General features: G+C 43.4%; 17 protein-coding genes. 6 read left to right on the forward strand and 11 right to left on the reverse strand.

All coding sequences use genetic code 11. The features are described from left to right. Positions 1-3: 3 nt before the first annotated feature. The 5 genes from glmS to LYNGBM3L_RS07705 form a co-directional block, all read right to left on the reverse strand. Complete coding sequence (gene glmS, locus LYNGBM3L_RS07685) at positions 4-1,926, reverse strand: glutamine--fructose-6-phosphate transaminase (isomerizing) (RefSeq protein WP_008181061.1); 1,923 nt, start codon at positions 1,924-1,926, stop codon at positions 4-6. A gap of 140 nt (positions 1,927-2,066) precedes the next feature. Further along, positions 2,067-2,312, reverse strand: coding sequence for a photosystem I iron-sulfur center protein PsaC (gene psaC / locus LYNGBM3L_RS07690; RefSeq protein WP_006616272.1), 246 nt, complete (start codon positions 2,310-2,312; stop codon positions 2,067-2,069). Positions 2,313-2,593: 281 nt separating this feature from the next. Beyond that, positions 2,594-4,093: an AAA family ATPase gene (locus LYNGBM3L_RS07695; RefSeq protein ID WP_008181064.1), complete on the reverse strand. Its 1,500-nt coding sequence runs from the start codon at positions 4,091-4,093 to the stop codon at positions 2,594-2,596. Positions 4,094-5,018: 925 nt separating this feature from the next. After that, positions 5,019-5,354, reverse strand: a complete 336-nt coding sequence (locus LYNGBM3L_RS07700; RefSeq protein ID WP_008181072.1) for a XisI protein — start codon at positions 5,352-5,354, stop codon at positions 5,019-5,021. Further along, entirely contained in the window at positions 5,342-5,761 is a 420-nt protein-coding gene (locus tag LYNGBM3L_RS07705) for an element excision factor XisH family protein (RefSeq protein WP_008181074.1), read from the reverse strand. The genes LYNGBM3L_RS07700 and LYNGBM3L_RS07705 overlap by 13 nt, the downstream gene beginning before the upstream one ends. Before the next feature lie 158 nt (positions 5,762-5,919). On the opposite strand from LYNGBM3L_RS07705, the gene LYNGBM3L_RS40030 reads away from it, so the two are divergent. Continuing rightward, positions 5,920-6,195 (forward strand): hypothetical protein, encoded by a 276-nt coding sequence (locus LYNGBM3L_RS40030; protein ID WP_008181075.1) that lies wholly within the window; start codon positions 5,920-5,922, stop codon positions 6,193-6,195. Positions 6,196-6,211: 16 nt separating this feature from the next. On the opposite strand, the gene LYNGBM3L_RS07710 is transcribed toward LYNGBM3L_RS40030, so the two are convergent. From LYNGBM3L_RS07710 to LYNGBM3L_RS07725, 4 genes are all read right to left on the reverse strand, one after another. Then, positions 6,212-7,735: a DUF1802 family protein gene (locus LYNGBM3L_RS07710; RefSeq protein WP_008181076.1), complete on the reverse strand. Its 1,524-nt coding sequence runs from the start codon at positions 7,733-7,735 to the stop codon at positions 6,212-6,214. A gap of 258 nt (positions 7,736-7,993) precedes the next feature. After that, positions 7,994-9,799, reverse strand: coding sequence for a hypothetical protein (locus tag LYNGBM3L_RS07715; RefSeq protein WP_008181077.1), 1,806 nt, complete (start codon positions 9,797-9,799; stop codon positions 7,994-7,996). Between the two features lie 83 nt (positions 9,800-9,882). After that, entirely contained in the window at positions 9,883-10,638 is a 756-nt protein-coding gene (locus LYNGBM3L_RS07720; RefSeq protein ID WP_008181078.1) for a hypothetical protein, read from the reverse strand. Between the two features lie 490 nt (positions 10,639-11,128). After that, positions 11,129-11,650, reverse strand: coding sequence for a phosphoribosyltransferase (locus tag LYNGBM3L_RS07725; protein ID WP_008181079.1), 522 nt, complete (start codon positions 11,648-11,650; stop codon positions 11,129-11,131). A gap of 219 nt (positions 11,651-11,869) precedes the next feature. Between LYNGBM3L_RS07725 and LYNGBM3L_RS07730 the strand changes: the two genes are divergently transcribed. Beyond that, positions 11,870-13,570, forward strand: a complete 1,701-nt coding sequence (locus tag LYNGBM3L_RS07730; protein WP_044492460.1) for an MFS transporter — start codon at positions 11,870-11,872, stop codon at positions 13,568-13,570. 257 nt (positions 13,571-13,827) lie between these two features. Here the strand turns inward: LYNGBM3L_RS07730 and LYNGBM3L_RS07735 are convergent, their stop codons facing one another. Continuing rightward, on the reverse strand, positions 13,828-14,082 hold the full coding sequence (locus tag LYNGBM3L_RS07735) for a hypothetical protein (RefSeq protein WP_008181083.1): 255 nt from the start codon (positions 14,080-14,082) through the stop codon (positions 13,828-13,830). Between the two features lie 159 nt (positions 14,083-14,241). Between LYNGBM3L_RS07735 and LYNGBM3L_RS07740 the strand changes: the two genes are divergently transcribed. The 3 genes from LYNGBM3L_RS07740 to LYNGBM3L_RS40035 all read left to right on the forward strand — a co-directional run bounded on the left by LYNGBM3L_RS07740 (position 14,242) and on the right by LYNGBM3L_RS40035 (position 17,575). Then, on the forward strand, positions 14,242-16,362 hold the full coding sequence (locus LYNGBM3L_RS07740; RefSeq protein ID WP_008181086.1) for an NAD(P)/FAD-dependent oxidoreductase: 2,121 nt from the start codon (positions 14,242-14,244) through the stop codon (positions 16,360-16,362). Between the two features lie 265 nt (positions 16,363-16,627). Next, positions 16,628-16,831 (forward strand): hypothetical protein, encoded by a 204-nt coding sequence (locus LYNGBM3L_RS33750; protein ID WP_008181088.1) that lies wholly within the window; start codon positions 16,628-16,630, stop codon positions 16,829-16,831. A gap of 60 nt (positions 16,832-16,891) precedes the next feature. Continuing rightward, the gene (locus LYNGBM3L_RS40035; protein WP_048815185.1) at positions 16,892-17,575 is read left to right on the forward strand and encodes a hypothetical protein; all 684 of its coding nucleotides are present in this window, start codon (positions 16,892-16,894) and stop codon (positions 17,573-17,575) included. Positions 17,576-17,597: 22 nt separating this feature from the next. Here LYNGBM3L_RS40035 and LYNGBM3L_RS07750 read toward each other — a convergent pair whose 3' ends face one another. Beyond that, entirely contained in the window at positions 17,598-18,950 is a 1,353-nt protein-coding gene (locus tag LYNGBM3L_RS07750; protein WP_008181092.1) for an RNA-guided endonuclease InsQ/TnpB family protein, read from the reverse strand. Positions 18,951-19,842: 892 nt separating this feature from the next. Between LYNGBM3L_RS07750 and LYNGBM3L_RS07755 the strand changes: the two genes are divergently transcribed. After that, complete coding sequence (locus LYNGBM3L_RS07755; RefSeq protein ID WP_229414363.1) at positions 19,843-20,247, forward strand: ATP synthase subunit I; 405 nt, start codon at positions 19,843-19,845, stop codon at positions 20,245-20,247. The last annotated feature ends 52 nt before the right edge of the window (positions 20,248-20,299 follow it).

Consider the following 20,299-nt stretch of genomic DNA (forward strand, 5'->3'; position numbering starts at 1 on the left):
AATCTATTCCACAGTCACCGACTTCGCCAAATTCCTGGGCTGATCCACATCCAATCCTCGCCTTGCCGCAATGTGATAGGCTAACAACTGCAACGGAATCACTGCCAGAATTGGTGAAAGCAACTCCTCGACTTCTGGTACAGGTAACAAATCATCAAAGATATCCATCGCCTCTTTGCCATTGCTCGGTGTCACCCCAATCAACCGAGCATCCCGAGCCTTAGCTTCCTGAGCATTAGAAATTACCTTCTCATAGACAGCACCAGGCATTGCGATCGCAACCACAGGCACCTTAGCATCCAGCAGAGCAATCGGACCATGCTTCATTTCCCCAGCTGGGTAGCCTTCAGCATGAATATAGCTAATTTCCTTAAGTTTCAGCGCCCCTTCTAAAGCAATCGGAAAATTAATCCCGCGTCCTACAAAGATAAAGTCTTGGGTTTCCGCAAACTCATGGGCTAATTCTTCAATATACTTTTCTTGACTTTCCAGCACTTGCTCAATCTGAGTAGGCAATTGCCGTAAGTCTGCCATAATTGCTTGAATTTTTTCAGGGGCGAGAGTATTACGTCGGTAAGCTAACTCTAGCGCTAGACAATAAAAGGCCACTAACTGGGTCACAAAGGTTTTAGTGGCCGCCACCCCAATTTCAATACCTGCCTGGGTATCAATCACATCAGGCACCAACTGAGCCAAAGAACTTTCTGGTCGATTCGTAATTCCCAGGAGTCGGGGCTGATAGAGAGGGTCTAATCCACTGCGACGGTGTTTTTCCATCTCCAGTGCTGCTAAGGTATCAGCAGTTTCCCCAGACTGAGTTACCCCAATGGTTAGGGTATTCTTAGTTAACGGACCTGGTGCATAACGAAACTCAGATGCATACTGCACCATGGTGGGAATTCCTGCCAACTGCTCCAACAAATATTTACCCACCAAACTAGCGTGCCAACTGGTCCCACACGCCAGAATCTGAATCTGTTCTACATCCCCGTACAGTGACTCTGGTATGCCTAACTGAACTGGGGAATTAGCCAGGTCTGCCTCTGCCTCTGCCTCTGTAGGATTAGCATGCCAATGACTATTGAGATACCGCTCGAAACAGTTGCGCACTACCCCTGGTTGCTCATAAATTTCCTTAAGCATAAAGTGTCGGAATCCTTGCTTTTCCACTTGAAAGGGATTCCAACTGAGGGTACGGGGGAACTTATTCAAGCGACGACCCTCAAAGTCGTAAACTTCTGCCCCTAGGGGAGTTAACCGTGCGATTTCCCCATTGTCTAAGTTCAATACTGCCCTGGTATGGGGTAACAATGCTGGGGTATCTGAGCCAAAGAAAAATTCCCCTTGACCAAACCCAATAATCAAAGGAGCCTGTTGCCGCACTCCAATCAATTCATCAGGATAGTCAGCACAAAGGATAGCTAGGGCAAAAGCTCCCTCTAATCGATTCACTGTTTGCCGCACTGCTTCTAGGAAAGGAGAAAAGAACGAAGAGGAAGAAGCAGAATTTTGCTGTAAACACTCAGCAATTAGATGGGGAATAACTTCTGTATCGGTATCGGAGCGGAATTCATGTCCCCGCTGGATCAATTCCTCCCGCAATTCCCGGTAGTTTTCAACAATGCCATTTTGTACCACTGCCACCCGCATTGCCATGTCCATGTGGGGGTGAGCATTATACTCTTCCGGTTTACCATGGGTTGCCCAGCGCGTGTGTCCAATGCCAATCCGCGCCTGGTTTTCGATTTGTACCAGTTTTTCGCGCAAATTGTGCAATTTTCCCTTAGCACGGACACAATGAACATCCCCTTCCGAAACTGTAGCAATCCCAGCAGAATCATAACCCCGATATTCGAGTTTCTCTAATCCTGCCATTAAAATTTCTGTAGCGATTTGCGGACCGATATAGCCGACTATTCCACACATAGTGTTGAGTTTAGTAAGTAAGCATAATACTCAAACTATAGCCATGCTATGAGTGGAGTGTCCTGTGTTGACGGTTGACCGTCAACGGTTGACCATCAACAGTCAACCGTCAACATCGGATAGATTGCGCTTGTTAATGCTTAGTAAGCCAAGCCCATGCTGCGAGTTGTTTCAGCTCCCAGGTAAACCCGGACGCTCAAGAAGTCAGTAGGACAAGCAGTTTCGCACCGCTTGCAACCAATACAGTCTTCTGTACGAGGAGAAGAGGCAATCTGACCAGCTTTACAGCCATCCCAGGGAACCATCTCCAATACATCTAGAGGGCAAGCCCGAACACATTGGGTGCAACCAATACAGGTATCGTAAATTTTAACGCTATGAGACATTGATTTAAGAACTCCTACATTTTTTTATCGGACATTGCGGAAAAACCGCTTACCTGTCTCCTTGGGAAAATTGGGGATATTCCCGATGATTCCACCAGGATTATCTTTGCCTAGGTTCGTATTGTCGGCGTTTGAGGCAAACGACAGGGAATTTTAAGGATCAAGGGCTAGTTTACCGCAGGGTTTTGATAGTCTTGCGCCAGAGGTTACAGAACTTTAAATTCTTTAATATATCAGTATGTGAAACTATTGTGTCATCGAACCTAATCTATGGGTCAACCTCAGGAAGAACGATAACGGGGAAACCTTGGTAATTCAATAGACGCTAAGGATTTGCGCCCTTTGGAGGGACGTAGGGGATAGAGTACTGGTGATGGCGACTTACCGTGAGACGGAAATACGTCATTGGTTTGATTTGACTTTGACTCAGCCTCTATGATATCTTCTGGCAATTCCTCACTCGGTGGATTGGCTTCAGGCTCCAAGGTCTGAGTATGCTCTGACCTACTGGTTTCCTCAAGGTCACTAGTCAATTCAACGGTTTGGTCAGATTCATCTAAGTTAGCGGTTTCTAGTGTGGTTTCTAGTTCTGATGTGCCATCGACTTTGGTATCAGCCCACTCTGATGGCAACTCGGACAACCCAAATTCCTCTGCCAGGGCAGACATTTGTTCAATTAACTGTTGTGCTACTTCTAACTCTTTGGCTGTCACATTTTCAGGGGAGATTACCTGAGTTTGCCCTGGACCTAAGGCATCTGCTGGGGATATAGGATCAGTTTGGTTAGGTTGGCTGCTGTCAACCGATAATGCTTCTGTGGTAGATTCAGACTGGGCAGGAGAATTACCAGTACTGCTGAAAATAAATTCTTCTGCAAATAACTCTGGGTCAGCAGACCAGGGTCTAATGGGCTGGGCTTTTTGTAGCAGAGATTGCTGAGCAATGATGCTCCGACTCTCTTGCTGTTGTACCACAGAACTCTCAGAGGCAGGCATTTCCAGACACTTTTCTAAGGCTACCTTAAATTGCAAGGTTTGCTGTTGTTGTCGGTATAGACGGGTTCTAAGTTCTCGACAGGTATCTTTCAATTGCACCAGCTGATGAGATTGTTCGTTGTAGCGCTGCTGGGTTTGGGAATAGTCCTGTTCGAGTCTGGCAACTTGATCCTGAGAGCTTTGTAACTGTTCTGATAAGGTTTCGACCAAAATTTGCTGGCGTTGACCGGATTGATGGGATGATTCTAGAGTGTGGAACAAACGGGTTAATTGGTCTTGAACTGTATTGAGTTCCAGATCTTTTGTGGACAGGAGTTTGTCGTACTCTCGCAATTGCTTAGCTTGTCCGTTTAACTCCTGCTGTTTTTCCTGGAGTGCTTGCTGCAGCTGAGTCACTTGCTGCTTTAAGCGATGATTGTCCAAGCTCAGTTTTTGGGCTAAGGCAAACCATTCACCATCCTTGGCTAACTGTTCCTCAGAAACATCAGCTATCTCAGTGTCAATATCAGTGGTATCAGTATCATCAGTGCCATCAGTATCCGTTTCTGTAACTGATGATGCCATGGTGGTAAGGAGTGATTCTATAGTCTGTTCTAGTATTGACTGTTCAATAAGATTATCTATATCATCAGATACTATCGTGAAATCATCAGGTACTGGTGCGAAGCTGAGCATTTTTGGGTTATGGTCGGTCTGCTGCTGATCTTGCTTCTTAGTATCCTGGTTATCCATTTCGGTAGTAGACTCAGGAAGGGGAAGGTTATTGGGGTTTTCAGATTCACTCATTGCTCTTCATCAAGGGGTTCACAATTTCACCATTGGGGCAAGGAGCCAAAAAGTCAATCGCTCAAGATGATTTTAGTCTTGAGGGGCAACTTTGGGTCAAGATGCAGACTCTCGAAATTGCCGATGGCTTGGTATTGACTTAAGTTTGGGCGCAGATGGTTGACATTACCTTACAACTTACTAACCCAAGAGTAATGCCTAAAAATTGACTGGCTAAAAATTTTGAGACCAAAAATGGATGGTGATTAGAAAACAGGAGCTAGGGAGCAACATTTTAATACAAATGTACTATCATTGAGCAATGAGCTAATGCGTTACCGTAGCGTGGCCGTAGACCAATCGCCATTTCAGTTTTTCATAAATCTGATTACTATATAGCGTTTAGCTATGAAAAATTAGCAGTATTTTTCATTAGCTATTTGGCAATTATATAGATATTAAATGTATTTAATTTTCCTTGATTATACCATTTTTTTTATTAAATTGTCAACTAGTAAAATTGTAAGCATTCAGCTATCAGCTCTCAGCTATCAGCTCTCTAGCTTATGCGCTACAGATGGTGCTACTTGAGGTGCTCTCAGCTCTCAGCTCTCAGCTCATGCGCTACAGATGGTGCTACTTGAGGTGCTTTTGAATAAAACAGGTAAGCATTGGTTTAATTTCTGTTACGTCAGCTGACGGCTGACCGCTGAATCCTTACGTAAAATTTCAATCCCTTCATCTGTTTTAAGGATAGGGCAATGGGTTACAGGGAGGGCAAAGTTTGGCTTGAAATAAGACGAAGCGGGATTGATATGAGAGTTGGAAATACCCCCTGGCTGATAACCAGTGAAAAAAGCGATTGGCCTATGGCCACGCTAAGCGAACGCCTTGGCTTAAAAAGCAATATAGCTGTTGCGAGTTAAGGGATTGACCTTTGGTCACGCTACGCGATCGCATAACCAGTATGGGGACGAACTTCTGGTGGGTGAAACCCTAGCACAATATCTGATTTGGGAACCCCTGCAGCTACTAGTTCTTCGGTGATGCCATCTTCGATACCATCCCGTTGAATCCAGATTTTTCCATCAATAATTTGAACATGGGTAATGCAGCCGTGGACTCGACGTTTGCCATCCCAGCCAACAACCATGAGCATAAAATGATTGTTTAGAGTATCGGCAATCGCATAACTTTGGATATCTCCGTGACTGTAACTAATCCGAGCGTAACGCTCTAGAATTTCTCGAATTAATCTGGAATACTCATCTAATCTATCCATTGCACTATTTCCTCGCCGTTGGCCTCAAAAATTAGCAAATTTAACTGATTGCTCTCAATAGCAATTCGAGCAATTTTATCTTGAAAAAAATCTAAGTAAACTGCATTGCGAATCGCTAGATATAATGTTCGTTCTCGATGGATAATCGATTCTTTTAACAAACTTCTATAAAGCACATATTGACCAAGGGCATTTTCTAGGTCTTGTACAGGAGAAGGACGAATAAAACTTTTTACCTCAACTGCAATACGTCGCCAATCTTTTTCTGCTGCAAAAAGTTTCTCGGAGCCCATATCTACGTAAACGGTTCGCTCTCCAACAGCTAATGCTAGGGGATCGTTAGTAATCATCCATCCGTCTTTGATCAGAGCCGTTTTCACGGTTTCGTGGTAGATATCCTTTGCCATTAAAAGTAGCTCATTCTTGGGATGCTCAAGGCTATCTCCATGGTAGCTTGATCACGCTTTAGGTATTGGTCACAAGCATAAATTTGGAATCTTGAAATAAAACGTTACACAAACCGGCAGATTTTGACTATAGCGCTTTATATCCTAATGAGGTACACATGATTGTTTACCTCTTGCCTCTTGCCTCTTGCCTCTTGCCTCTTGCCTCTTGCCTTCCCCTCCTGGGAGGGGTTAGGGGTGGGTTCCTCTTGCCTCTTGCCTCTTGCCTCTTGCCTCTTGCCTTCCCCTCCTGGGAGGGGTTAGGGGTGGGTTCCTCTTGCCTCTTGCCTATTCCCTGCTCCCTGCTCCCTGCTCCCTGCTCCCTGTTCCCTGCTCCCTGCTCCCTGCTCCCTGCTCCCTCAAAAAAAGTACCTCACCAAATTGAAAAATACTAGACTGAACAAGTGCTAATTAATCCATGGGCAAGTCCCGCAGGAAGTAAAAGCAATCACTTTTACTATCCGTTTCCTTGATTCTCCCCAAGTAGCCAGTTAAGGGAGAAGAAAGCTCAATCAATATTTCGTGTAGTTCTGCCTGAGTCAAGGACTGGGGTGGATTGGAGAAGTTATAGGCTCCATAGATCATCTCTACTCCCACGGTGTGATTATCTCTATCGTCAATCAGCTTTTTCACCAGCTGGACAATATGCGATCGCAATTTCAGTTTTTCAGAAACATGATTAATATATTTCTCAACTTCCTGATCAGCTTGACCAGGTATCAAGTAATCCTTTAGTATAATTAAATCAACGGAATTGGGATACTGGCTTTGAAGTTTCACCAGCTTCTGAAGAGTTTCAGGATTAATAATTGCCATACCATGTACAATAGCTGCATCCATAAGTTGTTTAGTCGGCTCACCAGGGCCAATGATTAACTTAGCCGTTTTATTAAGTAGTTCTTGATTGTTTAAACGTAATGTTCCTAAATTCAACAGTTGTACTGCCGTATCGTTAGGAATTTTTTTCCCAGCCTTGCACTCACCCACCAAGGGATAAGGTTTTGAGCAGAATAAATCTAAGCCACCAGCACCACCTTTGTGAGCATGGTCGATGGTAAATCCTAGAAACTTAAGGCTATCACGAACAATATTTTCAAAATCTGTACCAGCTTGATAATTAGTTTTACCTTGATCCAACTCTTTGCTGCGATTTCCCAATGCTGCGATGGTATTTATCCAAGCTAAATCTGGATTAGATGAGGTTAACTGCTTGTTGCTACTCCAGCCTATAAATTTTTTGATCTCTTCGTCAAGGGCTTTAGCAGCTGGGTTAGTAATTGCCAGGTTAGCGATTTGACTCTGTAATTCTTCCAATTCCGGATACAGTGGCGGGAGTCGATTTTCTAGCTGGTGTCGCCGTTGGCTGAAAATGCGATCGCTTAATACTGGCCAATCGTCAGTAACCCTAATATTATCACCTAAACTAACAAACTTTCCAAGGGGCTGACTAGTAGTATTTCTAATATTACTAATACTATCATGTCTAGGTACTTCAAGAACTTTAGGCAACTGATAAACCCGCAAGTAAGCCAGGAAAATACCCTGCTGTTTCTCAAGTCTTGCTTGTAATCCGGCTGCTGTCCATACCGTTAACAGTGATAACTTCTCCAAGGATTCAGTTTTCTTCAGGTGTTGGCAAAGTTCACACCTAGCCCAAGCCTTAATCAAAACTGTCTCAGAATTCAGTGCCGTTAGACTTTTTTGGGCTATTTCTCTAAAACTAGAGCGATAATATTGCTCAGGATACAGGCAATGACTTGATGGATTATTCCTTGATATCTTATTAGTTAATATCTTAGACGGATATAGGACAAATTTTCGCCCTGGATTGATAAATAGCTGAGGTATAGCAGCAATCATTCGCCCTTGAATTAAGGCTTCGATATCTGGTGCCGGTAAAAGTAGGGCTATTGAAATTAAATCTTGCTGACTCATTATCTTGCTGACTCATTAGTAGATATCTAGATCACTTACTATCAATCAATCTCATCCCTAGCGTCAACTATGTAACTCCTGTCAACTCTAGCATTTATAAATCAATTATACCAAAGAAAGTTACTTTTTTGATATTACCAAAAATCCCTATATATTTTCTTAACTCTTGCCTCTTGCCTCTTGCCTCTTGCCTTTCCTTAAGGGAGTATGTTCACAAATCAAAGGAAAATGCTATAGATTCATTGACTTACTCATCCTTTAACTTTCCGACTCTTCATCCACTGCCTCTTCAGGAATTTGTCCCGATGGAGCACTCAAAATTTTTCGCAGTAATCGGTTATCTATGGCTAGCTTTGTGTTAGAGATAAAATCCTTAATCTGCTCTTCACTCAACTCATAGTCTTCACGACTCTCATAAACAGAGCGAATCGCAATTAAGGGTTTAACCTCCTCTGTTTTCAACACTACCCATTTTCCTTCTTGAGCCTTCAGGTTATTCAAACACTCTTGAGCCTTCTTAGCACTTTGACTTATGGGTTTAGAGCGGACTAAACAACCACGGGTCAGATCATATTTTTTATAATTCCCAAGATGAGATAACCCAGCCGTTACAGTATTTCCAACAGAGGCTTGGATCACCGCTAGTCCGATTTTGACCGTATTCCCGTCTTCTTTACCAACTATCTTGAGCCCTAAGTATTTATTTTTAGGTTTAACTGGAGCTTCAATTTTTTCGATTGTGACTCCTGACACTATCTGTCCTATGAGTTGGTTGAGGCCAAACTTGATAGCGTTAGTGAGCTGAGGGTCATCCTCCATATACTCTTCATTGTCAATATTTTTGATCTCGTTATTATAAGCAGAACTAACCGGATTTATAGCAGGTCTATGGGATGAAACTTGCTGACCATTAGGTAATCCCCAGTTAGTTTGACACCATTTAAGAACATCTCTTGCTGTTGGTCGTTGTTTCCCAAATTCTTTCAGTTTTTCTTCGGTAAAGGGATAAACCCGCTGAGGAGGAGTTAGTTTATTCTGATTATAAAACGCTTTTAACCGTAGGGACACTAGATCAATTATCTGCTCAGAATTTAGAGGATTTAACTCAACTTCTCGCTCGCCTATTCTGTCAACAACTGCCTCATTTAAATCTAATGCTCTGATTTGATGTGTCCAAGTGTCAGGATACATAGCGGTCAGCAGCACACCCCGTTTAATGCTATTGTATAAATCTGTTGCTAAGCTGGCAATAACTTGTGCTCTGGTAAACCCTCCATCATCACATTCTGTACTATCTAATTGATCAAAACACACCACCAAGGGATTGTAATCACTAATTAGGTCTAAAATCTGACAAGTTATATCGAAAGCGTCTTTGTCATCTTCCGAATTGTTGGGTAACTCCATCTCGTCAGCTTTTTTCTGGGCTAAACTTTGGCCAGACAGCCATTTAATAGCATAAGGGGCATGCTGCTTTGATAATGTCCATAAAATCGCTCTGATCAGATCCGGATTGTCGATGTCTGTCTTGATTTCAAGAACTTTATCAGTCAGTTGATCAATTAGCTTGGGATTTTTAGCCAAGGCATTGGGAAATACATTGACTAACTGCTGAGATGTGTAACTTCTTTTCATCGCCTCATTGGCTAAAGCAGTCCCTAAATCTTGCCACTGACTCACCCCCTGGCTACCAACCTCCTTGAGACTTAATGCCAGGGTCTTAAAAAATTCCGGCTTGATCCGGTTAAGGTCATTGTAATCAGTCATATAGACAAACCAAGCACCGCCATCAGATTGAAGTTGATGGCGAACCCTACTGAGCAAATGAGTTTTGCCTAACCCTGGTTCAGCCTTGATGGTAATGCCAATAACGTGACGCTCCCCGCCACGAACTTCTTCAATTGCCTTAAAAACCGCGTCGGAGGCATGAGCATTTATAGAAGGAACGTGAGGGAATTCTTTTTTCCATACATTTTGCTTCTTGACAACCAACTCTCTGTTAAAAGGGTTTTGTTTTTTGATGGCATTCTGGAGTTGTTCAAGGGGAGATGAACTATTAGTCATGATAAACTGTTAGTCATGTTAGTGTGAGGAAACGCTACAAACAGTCAACAGAGATTTATTACAATAACCAGGCCAGCCTAGGATTATAGCCGCTTAGCATAGCAGCGTAATCCACTCAGTTCTGTGGTGATGGAATCTTCGATTTGGGATGGATCGCTATCCGGTAAGCTACCGCCTTGGAGTTGCAAAATATCCTTAGCCTGCATTTCCAACAACCACTCATTAAACTGGGAACGACTGACACTATCCCCAATTTCCCGTCTAATCCGATAAATCGGTACGAGATCATCAAGGTTATAGTCCTGATTTAGCTTGTCGTAAACCTCCAAGACCACCGACTCAAAGGTTTCATAAGAAGCGATCGCATTTTCCCCAGTTTTCTCAGCATCAGCGCCTGGGTCAACGACCTTAGCCACTGAGCTTCTTTCTCGAATCCAATTTAGAACAGCCTTGACATCCTTGGCTCTGACCAGACTACCGTCAAACTCAAAATCAGCGCTTTTGATGCCAGCGTCTAGCACGTGCAAGCCTTGCTCTGTCAAAAACACATACTCGATTCGGGCTTTTTTTGTTTTCTTGATCGTCCCATCTGTTTCCAATGTTTTAAAGATGTCAGTATAATCACCAGACCTCTCATTATTCAGTTTCACTGTATCACTTAAGTCTTTTCTTTTGACTTCTTGCTTTGATCCTCCTAGATTCCACAAGTGTAACAGGAGGCGAGTTGTAGCTTGGGCTGGGGTCCCTCGTAACCCTTTCTTATTTTCTTTCTTATTTTCGGGTTCAGGGTTTGTTGACATTTCCGTTTGTTCTGTTTGTTCTACTGTTGACATTTCCATTTGTTCTAGGTATTTTGTTCTAGTATTTACGTAGATCAGATTATGGCTTGTCACCTCTCTATCCAGTGATAGCCTAACCAATAGTATGATGCCAATTCGGCACGATTGAGTCAGAAGCCATAAATTTTTATGGCTAGCCTAGCCTCAGGCCAGCCAAATTAAGCGTCTGCCTTTGTATAGCCCTAAAATTGCATTTTGAGGGCTATGAGTCATAGCTAAGTCAATCACAATTCCCCATGGGATTGCCCCTTGGGGTGCTGCGAAAAGCGAAATCGTACTCTCTTGCCTCTAGGATCATAATTTCCAAACTATCCAGTCTTTCCCCCCAGAAAGCGATCGCATTTACTGGGAAAATCTCCAATTCTGCTAGCTTGAGTAGAGCAAGGTAGTCGAGTCTCGATATTATATCACTTCTGTTCAGTCCTAGGTTACTTTCAACTATTATTTCTGTGCCCCCTCTGGTTCCTCTGCTCCCTCTGTGCTGATAGGATCACACTTCTCTAATTAAATAGGTTTGAGCCAAATCAGCTGGACTCATGGACTCATACGGTTCAAAAGGCTGATGAATCCAAGGATTATCTGGCAAATAATCCACATAGTAATCAGGAGCAATCCCAGAACAGCCTTTATACCAGATCACAGCAGTACGAATCTCCTCAATTTCTGTACCATAATGACTATAAAGCCATTTAATCCCCTCTCGTAGACTAATACCAGAATCCACTAAATCATCCACCAACAGGATCCGAGTACCTAATTTTGCCGTCGTCATCGCCAGGTGGCTCGAAAACGTAATCGGTCTTCGGATCCGATTGTCTGGTCCGGTATAGGAAGCAGCAGACATAATCCCTAAGGGCTGATTGTAAATGCGGCAGAGGATATCACCAACCCGTAATCCTCCCTTAGCAATACAGACAATCTGGTTGAAATCCCAATCGGCTTGATAGACTTTGACAGCTAGCCGTTCGATTTTTTCATAGTACTCTGACCAGGAGACGTAAAGTTCTGACATAGTTCGCGCAATTGATATTGGTTAGGTATTGGTGAGGGAATCGACCATTAGCAAAAGTCGAAAACTATTCGACCATTACCAGCGGTTGTTCCGAATTTCCCAAGTTCGGAATTTCCCTACTTCTACAAGAAGTCTAATGTTAGAAATGGCTTATGAGTGATTCGTTTTGCTAAAAAAATTCCTATCACCACATTGCCTAGCTCAATTATCTTATCGGTTATGACTGATGTTTCTAGTTCTGATGCCAGTAATCGTCCCCAAGTCTCCGGTGGACTCGAAAAGCTTAACTTTACCACCAAACTAGCTTATGGTGCTGGAGATATGGGTCCAGCCATGACCGCCAATCTCTTAGTCTTTTACCTCCTGCCATTTTTAACCAATGTGGCTGGTTTACCAGCCGGTTTGGCAGGGAGTATTCTGATGATTGGCAAAGTTTCCGATGCCATCAATGATCCCATGGTTGGGATTATGAGCGATCGCACTCGTTCTAGTTGGGGGCGTCGCATTCCCTGGATGCTGTTTGGGGCAATTCCCTTTGGTTTTCTGTTTTTCTTACAGTGGATTGTCCCCCACTTCAGCAATAACAATACCATTAATAACTGGTTACTGTTTAGCTACTACCTTCTGATTGCTATTCTGTTCAACATTGCCTACACTGCAGTTAACCTACCCTACACCGCCCTCACCCCAGAACTCACCCAAGACTACAACGAACGCACTAGCCTCAACAGCTTTCGCTTTACCTTTTCCATCGGTGGCAGCATCCTAACCTTAGTTCTAGGGGGATTAATTTTTAGTGCCTATGCCGGTGATAGTGGGAAGCAATATCTAGTGCTAGGGTTAGTCTGCACCTTGCTGGCGGTGGTGCCGATATTGTGGTGTGTGCTGCGCATCCAAGAACGAGGTGCACAGCCTATATTGGGAACTCAGCAGAAAAAGACTCTAGGAACTCTGCTGACCCTAATTGGACCCCTATCATTTTTCTATGGCATTGCCCGGATTATCCCAGTGACTGCCAAATTATTGGGTGCCACTAGCAACCCTGATATCACTGGTATCTTTCTGAGTCTTCTTGGTTTACTAATTACCGTCTTTGGTATAACTCTGATATTTTCTACCCCAGAACCCCACCTGAAAGATAGCTTTGCTTTCACAGAGCGCTCTGAAGCTGACACTTCAGCCTCCTTATCCTTTTTTGAGCAACTGCGGATTGTATTCAGTAACCAGCCTTTTCTCTATGTGATTGGCATCTACCTGTGTTCCTGGTTAGCTGTCCAGTTAATCGGTTCTATCTTGCTTTACTTCATAGTCAATTGGATGGGATTGCCCGAGTCTAGCTTTTCCTTAGTCGCCCTTGCGATTCAAGGTACTGCCTTATTGATGCTGTTTTTCTGGAAGATGGTAAGTGAGCGATTGGGCAAAAAAACCGCTTACTTTATGGGCACTAGTCTCTGGGTTATCGCTCAAGTTGGTATATTTTTGCTACAACCTGGTCAAGTGGCCTTAATGTACTGTTTAGCTGTTATGGCTGGTTTTGGGGTTTCTGTGGCTTATCTCATCCCCTGGTCCATGGTGCCGGATGTGATTGAACTTGATGAATTGACCACAGGTCAGCGTCGGGAAGGGATATTTTATGGCTTCATGGTTTTGCTGCAAAAACTTGGTTTAGCCCTAGGGTTGTTTTTAGTCGGTATTGTCCTAGAGTGGTCAGGATTCATCTCATCTACTGCTGGGCAACCAGTCCCCACCCAACCCGATTCCGCACTGCTAGCCATCCGTATCGCTATGGGACCACTGCCAACTCTATTCTTGATTGGTGGTGTAGTACTTGCTTACTTCTATCCCATCACCAAGGAATTTCATGCCCAAATTCTCTTGCAGCTAAGAGAGCGTGATCAAGCTACTAGGCAAGGGGAATAGGAATTGATCGGTTGTGTTAAAGATCTAGTTTGACTCAGGAGTAATGTTATAACTGGGGGAAATTTGCCAATCAATAGACTTCGCCGCAGTTGTCAGGCAAAAAGCTTGCATAAACAACAATTGACGCAAACAAGATCAGAAAACTACTAAGTCTGGCAGGTCTAATACCAATCAATCAATCAATCAATCAATGATGAAAAAGGTAGATGCGTTATGGCTTGAGTCGTAGCAATTAACCTAAGCAGCTTGGGCGTCGCTTAAGACGCCTGCCATTCTAATTCAGGCAGACTCTCCCAGGCTTGGACAACCAGGTCATTGAGTAATACTCTTTGTGAGTGATCAAGCCAATCGTCTTCTGCTAAGACTTCGGCAGTTAAATCGTCAAGAGACTGTCCTTCTTGACGGGCAATTTGAATGACACCAGCAATCGCCATTACCACCAGTTCTTCATCAACTGGTTGTTGACGTAGGGCGACTATTTCTTGTGGACTAGCTGGAATGGGATAATTCATACCTAACAAACAAGGGCACCCTTGACTATAACTAAACTGAAATCAATGTAAAGTATTTTTACGAATATTAAACAAGTCGATACTTGGAAGCTTAGCGTATTTTCATCACTGATTACCTCCGTCTCTCCTCTTAATGAAATTTGTGATCACATAACCCCTATGAAAGAGATTCTGTACGTAGAAATCCCTACACCAGACACCAAGACTGTGTGCCAATGGTTGCAACAGGAATGGCAGCCTAAGCTCGGGGATAAGATAATCACGCCAGATGGTATTCGTCTGCAATGGGAGACTACTCCTGATGAGAATTCTAATCACAAGACTACAGTTGCCCTATCTTTGATTCCAGAAATCTCGATTTTTGTGTGGTCTGTGCAGCGAACCACCTACCTCAAAGCTTTTCGTTGGTCCGAAAAGCCCCTGAGCGGCGAAACGCTAATTCTAAGACAGCTGACCCAGAGTCTTCGGGAGCAATTCCCCTACCACTATCCAGAACCACCGGATGTAGAGTTATCTGAGCAATCCATCTTTGAAGCATTAGCACCCTATTATCCTCAGACTGTGCACTTTTTCCGGAAAATGCCTAGAGGAGAATATGACCTGAATCGAGTTTATTGGTGGGAAAAGCGCTGGCGTGAGGGGGTTCGTAACCCCGAGCAGCCCAAGCAGGTAGTGTTTAAGGGGTTGAAGGCCACGCTACGCGAACAACCATCTAACCTTCAACCGACTAACCTTCAACCATCTAACCTGCAACCTTCAACCCCTAAGTACGACGTAATCTACATCGGTGGTGCTTTGGGAGTGATCCATGCTGCAACAATGGCGCAGCGGGGTTATCGGGTATTGCTGATTGAGCGGTTAACCTTTGGGCGGATGAACCGGGAATGGAATATTTCACGGGATGAGTTTCAAAGCCTGATTGATTTGGGTTTATTTACCCCAACTGAGTTTGAAGGGATCATTGCTAGGGAATACCTTGATGGATTTAATAAGTTCTTTGATAGCAACAACCCACCCCACTTGAAAGCAGCCATCTTGCACACGCCAACGGTGCTCAATATCGCCATTGATTCTGCTAAGTTTTTGCAACTGTGTGGAACAAAGCTCACCAGTGCTGGGGGAGAAATCTGGGATGAGACAGAGTTTATCCAAGCAACTATCACCCCAGAGGAAGTTGTGGTGGATTTGCAACACTTACCGACTAAATCTCACCGACAAGCGAGTGGTCGTCTGTTAGTAGATGCCATGGGAACGGCTTCACCAATTGCTTGGCAACTCAATGGGGGTAGGGCGTTTAATAGTGTCTGTCCCACGGTGGGGGCTGTGATTGAGGGATTAGAGCCTCAGGTGTGGGATCCCGATTATGGTGATGTTCTCAATAGTCATGGGGATATTTCCCGGGGACGTCAACTGATTTGGGAGTTGTTCCCTGGTGCAGGTCAGGAATTGACAATTTATTTGTTCCATTACCATCAGATACATCCTGAGAATCCCGGCTCTTTATTAGAAATGTATGAAGATTTCTTTACTATCTTACCGGAATACCGCCGATGTGATATGGAAAAATTGGTGTGGAAGAAGCCAACCTTTGGGTATATTCCCGGACATTTTACGGTGGGAAGTCGCGATCGCATTGTGGCCTTCGACCGACTGGTTGCCATTGGTGATGCTGCCTCCCTTCAGTCCCCCTTGGTGTTCACTGGCTTCGGTTCCTTAGTGCGTAACCTCTATCGCTTAACCGATCTCTTGGAAACTGCCTTGCGGCACAATCTTTTGAGTGCTAAGGATTTAAATCAAATTCGTGCCTATCAAAGTAATATTGCTGTGACCTGGCTCTTTTCCCAGGGGATGATGGTACCAACAGGTCGTCATCTACCACCCCAGCGGATTAACTCCATGCTCAATACCTTCTTTGGTTTGTTGGCAGATGAACCACCGGAGGTACCAGATACGTTTATTAAAGACCGTTTCAGTTGGTTAACCTTTAATCGACTGGCACTCAAAGCAGCTCGCCGAAACCCTGCCCTCATCCCCTGGATTTTGGAAATGGCTGGTGCAAAGGATTTCTTGCTTTGGGTAGGCAGTTACTTAAGTTTTACTAGCAATGCCTTTGTCAGCGGGTTGCTCAAAGGTTGGTTTCCCAGTCTAGTTCGACGGTTACAGCCCTGGCTTGAAAAGCGTTATCCACGGCTTTGGTTACAGTTGTTGGCTCAAAGTTATGCCATCACAGCTGGGATGGGGCGTCCTGAAAAAATAAACCGTGAGCTCAAGTTCGATTGAATACTTATCATTTAAGGTTATTCGTTAATTGTTAATTAGTAATTAACAATTTTTTATTAACCAAGAAGGTAAGCATTCAGCTATCAGCTATCAGCTATCAGCTATCAGCTAATGCCCTAGGCGCACGCTACACCGAACAGCTAAAGGTCTGTGGCCACGCTACACCGAACAGTTTATGCCCATAGCGTACGCTACTAATGGTGCTTTTGAATAAAATAAGCTGACAGCTGACGGCTGATAGCTGAATGCTTACCCAAGAACTAAAATGATGATGATTCAAAGAAAGACTTTAGTAATTATCTGTCTAATTTTAATCGCTGTTGTCGGTGTTGTCATTAATGTCAAACTTTTACAAGTTTGGAACTATAACACTGAAGGACATGATATTTACTATAGCTGGGTAGAAGGGAAGCGAATTTTATCGGGGCAAAATCCCTACGCTAGAGTCTTATCGGGAAATATGAGATAAAATCAGAAGTATGCTACGTATTTACCCATTTTTTATTGGCTTTCAGCATTAACTCAATTATTGGGATTCCAAGACTACTCAGACTGGATTTCCCTATGGCGACCGATATTTTTAATGGTTAATATCGGGATTGCTGGTCTAATTTTCTATCATTTGTATAACCATAAATTATTTATTTTTGGCTGGTTTGCTGCTTTATTATGGTTACTGAACCGATGGACGCTTTATGTTAGTATCGACGCTAACTTGGATTTCCTAGCCATATTTTTTATGATTCTTTCCCTGATGTTACTGCCGAAACACAAGTCCAAAGCTTTCTTGATGTTTAGCTTGTCTTTAGGGATTAAACAAATTGCTATATTTTTAGTACCACTTTATCTGATTTGGGCTTGGCAATCATCAGAGGATAATCCTGTAAAGGATACCTTCATCGCTTTGTTGTTAATACTTGTTATCCCTGGGATAACGTCACTACCATTTATCTTATGGAATGCAGAAGGATTCTTTAAATCGATTCTATTTTCAGCCACTAGAAATCCAGACGGACATGTTAATGCTCCTTCCTTAGATGGGTTAATTACATTATCAAATCCTGATTTCATTGGTATCAAAGCTAAGTTGCCAATGGTGTTGGTAATGAGTCTAGTATTTCTGAGTGCCATGAAGCGACAAATTGGCATCTATACTAGTGCTTTGCTGAGAGGTTGTCTGAAAAGTCTCATTTGCTACATCCAAGCCCCCTAAATCCCCCAATTTTGGGGGACTTCTACCAGCAAATTGATTCTTGTTCCCCCCAGAATTGGGGGGCTAGGGGGGCAAAATTCAGTATCAAAAAACTTTTCAGATATCCTCTGACCATGTCCGTATTTATTGAGTTCAATTCAGTAATATTTAACCAATATTTTTGTTGGGTGGTACCTTTGTTGCCTGCTACGAGAAACTGATATAATGCGGTACAAACCGTATTAAAGTTCCCTTCCTGCTTCTTTCCAGTTACCTGGTTTTTCATAGGGTGTCGGCACTTCCTATTCCACAGGCTTAGACCGAATAGCCTTCGGCAAAACGTTCGCGCGTTGAGGCTGGCGTTATAGTCACGGTCTTTGACTTCACCGCAAACCTCACAATCAAAAACTCGTTCTTTAAGTGGCATTTCCTGAACATGACCACAACTAGAACAAGTTTTAGTGGATGGGTAGAATCTATCTACAAATACCAATGAGCAACCGTACCACTCAGACTTGTATGAGACTTGACGACGAATTTCATAAAGAGCGGAATCGGCTATCGCACCTGCTAAGTTCTGGTTTTTTAGCAGACCGGAAACATTTAGATCTTCTAACCCAATGACTGCGTGGTTTTTGCAAAGCCAAGAGGTTAATTTGTGAATTGCATCTTTCCGGATGTTAGCAACACTTTGATGGACTTTAGCTAATTTCAGCTTGGTCTTATTTCTATTGGCAGAACCCATAGTTCTTCTAGATAGTTCTCGTTGAAGTCTAGCCAGCTTTTTCTGAGCTTGTTTGTAAGCTCTAGGATTAGGAAATACCGTCCCATCTGAACAGGTGGCTAGAACTTTAACCCCGACATCAACACCTAGATATTCTCTAGATTTAACAGTGGGTTCAGGTTCCAACTCGTAGGCCAAAGAAATATACCAAGAATCGGCTACTCGACTGATTGTGACCCGCTTCGTCTGGATTTCAGGTAAAGGTTCATAAGTGCTAACCCACCCAATAAAAGGGAGTTTCAACCGAGTTCCTGAAAACTCCATGACCTTCCCACAATTATCTAGGGTGAAGCTATCATTTCTACCTTTCTTCTTGAACTTAGGGTGTTGAGCTCTCCCTTGAAAGAATCGGTTAAACGCTTCTGATAAGTGCATGAATACGAATTGATAAACCCTAGAACTTAAGGTAGACTGCCAAGGATATTGAGGTTTAACATGATTGGTGTAGAACTTTTTCAGCTTGTTAGCAGAAGGCTTTAGCCCGGCTTTATAGGATTCGTTCCACATATTTAAAGCCCAATTCCAAAGCCACCTAGAATACCCAGCGTGTTGAGCCATCAAGGTTTTTTGTCTATTATTAAGTTTTAACTGGGTCTTGAAGCCTCGTTGCATAAGTCTGGGTCATTCTTCATTTTGGTTTGATACTAAGCGAGCAGATCGGCGCTGTCAGTCATGGAGTTTTAATGGCTTTGATTATCCCTGCCGTTTCCCATCAAGCTCACGTTCTGACATTGACCCCGACTCACTCAGCAGCAACTATGAGGCAGGAGGTACTTATTCACCGAGCTACTGTTGACGACATACTGATCGTATCGTTTTGTACCGCAAATCGTCAACTAAGTTACTCCTCTCGCGAGTTGCGAGATTCTTCCTAAGAAGGATGCCAAATGATATATAACGCGATGCTCGGTACAAGCCGCTACGCGATTGGCCTACGGCCACGCTACGCGAACGCATCGGGATAGCAATACAAGATATAGACTTTCCCTGTTGAGTAACTTTTATTGCTTTGTCTGTTGGGTCGAACATAGTGAAACCCAACCTTGGCAATGGTTTTGTTGGGTTTAGCTATCGCTCCACCCCTGCCTACATAAAATCCAGGGTTTTTGCACTCAAGTCAGTCAATCAGGCAGTTATCAGGGTCTATCACGACGCGGCCACCCCCTCAAGGGTGGAGCTATAGAAACTTTCGTCTGCACCTCAAGGACTTAAAGAAAATCATTGGTGTGGTGAGCCTCAGTCTGCAACCTTAGTTTGTGTAGTCACTACCTATCCGTTACATGCACTTATCCGTTGCCCCATTTATCCATCACCCTGTCAGCCGAAACCCTTATTTATACCGCACTTCGGAGGGATTAGTTATTTTTATACCAGATTTGTTAAGTATTGTGACCTTTCCCATGATATGATTACGTCTGGTTTGTGAAAACAAGCCAGATCACTGGACTAGCATTTGCTGCTACCGGTGAACTTGTCAGATGACCCTCTTGAGAAACCATTGACCATGGAGGAAAACACGCAAACAAGTTACTTATCCCCTTCAACGAGTTCGTCAATGCAGGAGTATTACCAACTCAAACAAACTCTGTTGTTGGTCACCCTAGTCGCGACAGGGATTATTTTCATCTGTGTGTGGCTGGTTTACTCCCTCAACATTGCCTTAAATTATTTGATCGGGGCGTGTACTGGTATGGTTTACTTGAGAATGTTGGCTAAAGACGTAGAGCGGCTAAGCCAACAAAATAGACGTCCGAGCATGGCTCGGTTTGCGGTTTTTATTGGGATAATTGTAGTAGCCAGTCAATGGCAAAAATTACAAATACTTCCTATATTTTTAGGGTTTCTGACGTACAAAGCCGCAATTATCGTCTATGTGCTGCAAAGCCTAGTAAATCCTACCTCTAAGTAAGATTTATTTAAGTCGGATTTATTGGTAGGATAAACAGACGTTTCACCCTTGA

The organism is Moorena producens 3L, from assembly GCF_000211815.1.
In the GTDB taxonomy this organism is placed as follows: Bacteria; Cyanobacteriota; Cyanobacteriia; order Cyanobacteriales; family Coleofasciculaceae; genus Moorena; species Moorena producens.